Here is a 2,849-nt window from a genome sequence, read left to right as displayed (position 1 = left end):
GTCCGGTTCGGGCGGAAGCTCCGCCCCGGCCGGCGGGGTCCGCGTCACGACGGCGGCGGACGCGGCGAGGGCCGGAGCCGCCGCTGCCGGAGCCGCATCCGCCGGGGGCGGGCAGTCATTTGCAGCGGGAGACAAGGTATCCCACGCGAAATGGGGCGAAGGCACCGTCGTCTCGGTCAAGGGGACCGGCAACGACATGGAGCTGCAGATCGCATTTCCGGCACCGGTCGGCGTCAAGCGTCTGCTGGCGGCTTTCGCGCCGATTGCGAAGGCGTAGCGTAGCCCGTTGACGCGGGGCTTAGCCCATTCGTTATGAGCATGCGCGGCGCGGCGTATGACTTTTAGCGTACTTGTGAACAATTGCAGAATCGGAGAGAACCTGGATCGAGGCCTCTCGATCGGGGCGGCCTCAAGGATTGCGGCGCAATCCGCTTCGGAAGCCAGGCAGGTTTTTCGCCATAGGAACGTTTAACGTAGTGAACATTTGGCGAGCTAAACCATTCTTCACGGTAAGACAAGGTATTGCGCAATAGAAGGATTAAGACGAAGGGATGTATGGGAAGATGGCGAGGGATCGGCAGCAAGTGGACCGGATGGCGCAATTGGCGGAGGAAATCAACCGGCATAATTACCATTATTATACGTTGGACGATCCGATCGTCAGCGACAAGGAATGGGATGCGCTTTATGACGAGCTGGTCCGGCTTGAAAACGAAAGCGGCATCGTGCTGCCGGATTCCCCCACGCAGCGCGTCGGCGCCGACATGCTCAAAGGATTCGAGCCGCATCGCCATCGCGCCCGTTTGTGGAGCTTGGATAAGGCGAAGAACGCGGAGGACGTTCTGGCTTGGAGCGCGCGCGTGGATAAGGCCCTGGCCGATTATAACGCGAAGTATCCGGACAATCCGCTGCCGCCCCCTTCCTACGTGGTCGAACTGAAGTTCGACGGACTTACGTTGAATCTTACTTATGAAGACGGACGGCTTGTGCAGGCCGCAACGCGCGGCAACGGCGTCGTCGGCGAAGGCATTTTACCGCAGGTCAAGACGATCCGTTCGGTGCCGCTGACAATTCCTTTTGACGGCATTATCGAGGTGCAGGGAGAGGGAATCATGAACCTGTCCGTGCTGGAGGCGTATAACCGAACGGCGGCGGAGCCGCTCAAGAACGCGCGTAATGCCGCTGCCGGCGCGCTGCGCAACCTGAACCCGCGGACGACCGCGGAGCGGAAGCTGAATGCTTTTTTCTACAATGTCGGCTATGCGGATGGCGTGACGTTCGAGAACCACGCGGAAATGGTGCAGTTTCTGAAGAACAACCGCTTCAGGGTCAACCCGTACGTGCTGTATTTCGATCGGATCGAGGACGTGCAGGCCGAGCTTGCGCAAATTGCCGATAAACGATCTTCACTCGATTACCTGATCGACGGCGCGGTCGTCAAGCTGACCGATATGCGGACGCGCGAGGTTCTCGGCTATACGGACAAGTTTCCCCGCTGGGCCATCGCCTACAAGTTCGAGGCGGAGGAAACGACAACCGTGCTGGAGTCGGTCGGTTGGGAAGTAGGCCGTACCGGCAAAATTACGCCCGTCGCCCGCGTAGAGGCGGTCGAGCTGGCCGGCGTGACCGTGCAGAATTGTACCCTCAACAATGTGGGGGACATCGAGCGGAAAAACCTCAAGCACGCATTGGGTACACGCGTATTCATCCGCAGGTCCAACGACGTCATCCCGGAAATCATGGGCAAGGCGGATGACGAGTCCGGCCGGGAAATCGTCTATCCCATTGAATGCCCCGCCTGCGGAACGTTGCTTGAACAGCGGGGGGCGCACTTGTTCTGCAACAATAAGCTCGACTGCAAGCCGCAGACGATCGGCCGCATTACTCATTTTGCGTCCCGGGATGCAATGGACATCGATACATTCAGCGTTAAGACCGCCGAGCAGCTATACGCTTCCTGCGAGGTGCGGGATCCCGCCGACCTGTATGAACTCACGTACGATTCATTAATCGGTTTGGAGCGGTTCGGGGAGAAGAAGGCCCGCAAGCTGCTCGAGGCGATCGACAAATCGAAGGATCGCGATCTGGCGGCATTCCTGTACGCGCTCGGCATTCCGAACACCGGCAAGGCGACGACCAGGATGCTGGCCGACCATTACGGCAGTCTGGACGCCGTTATGGCGGCATCGGCCGAAGAGCTGCAGGGCCTGCCGGACGTAGGCGGCATCGTGGCGGAGAGCATCGTGTCTTTTTTTGCGGATGCATTCGTACAGGACAGCATCCGCCGGATGCGCGAGGCCGGCGTTAAAGCCGAGGGCGAGCGGCCGGCGGAGGTGCGGACGGACAGCGTGTTCAGCGGCAAAACGGTCGTGCTGACCGGCACGTTGTCCTCGATGCCGCGGGATGAGGCGGCCAAAAAATTGGAGGCGCTGGGCGCCAAGGTTGCCGGCAGCGTCTCGAAGAAAACCGATTTCGTCATTGCCGGCGAGAGCGCGGGCAGCAAGCTGGCGAAGGCGCGGGAGCTCGGTGTCACGGTTATCGAGGATGAATCCGAATTTATTCGGATGCTCGGCGAATAATCGGACGGGTAATTGCGGAACGTATGCGCGGAACCCTTATTTCCGGGTTCTGCGTTTTTTGCTGATTGCGGCAAATATATGGAAAACATTGGCTGTTGACACAACGGTCGATAGCTGATAGAGTATTCAATTGTGACAGCGGAAGTAACGCTGTGGCAAGTTCTTTGAAAACTGAACAAATGAATCACGTCGATTCAAATGAAAGTCAGCAAGCCATGAGCTGACCAAGCTCTTTCTACTAAAGGTTCAACTTTAATGGAGAGTTTGATC

At 58.5% G+C, this 2,849-nt stretch carries 1 protein-coding gene and 1 pseudogene; both read left to right on the top strand.

Going from position 1 to position 2,849, the window contains the following annotated elements:
• Positions 1-277 (top strand): annotated as a pseudogene (locus tag RWM61_RS20130) (ATP-dependent DNA helicase PcrA); the annotation flags it as partial.
• A 286-nt stretch (positions 278-563) separates the two neighbouring features.
• Entirely contained in the window at positions 564-2,579 is a 2,016-nt protein-coding gene (ligA, locus tag RWM61_RS20125) for an NAD-dependent DNA ligase LigA (protein ID WP_314004257.1), read from the top strand.
• Positions 2,580-2,849: the final 270 nt, after the last annotated feature.

The organism is uncultured Paenibacillus sp., from assembly GCF_963515335.1.
In the GTDB taxonomy this organism is placed as follows: domain Bacteria; phylum Bacillota; class Bacilli; order Paenibacillales; family Paenibacillaceae; genus Paenibacillus_I.
Note: the sequence above shows the minus strand (reverse complement) of the source record. Positions and strands in the feature narration are given on the sequence as shown.

Coding starts and splice junctions, on each gene's coding strand:
- ligA (WP_314004257.1), top strand. CDS start 564: ATGGCGAGGGATCGGCAGCAAGTGGACCGGATGGCGCAATTGGCGGAG.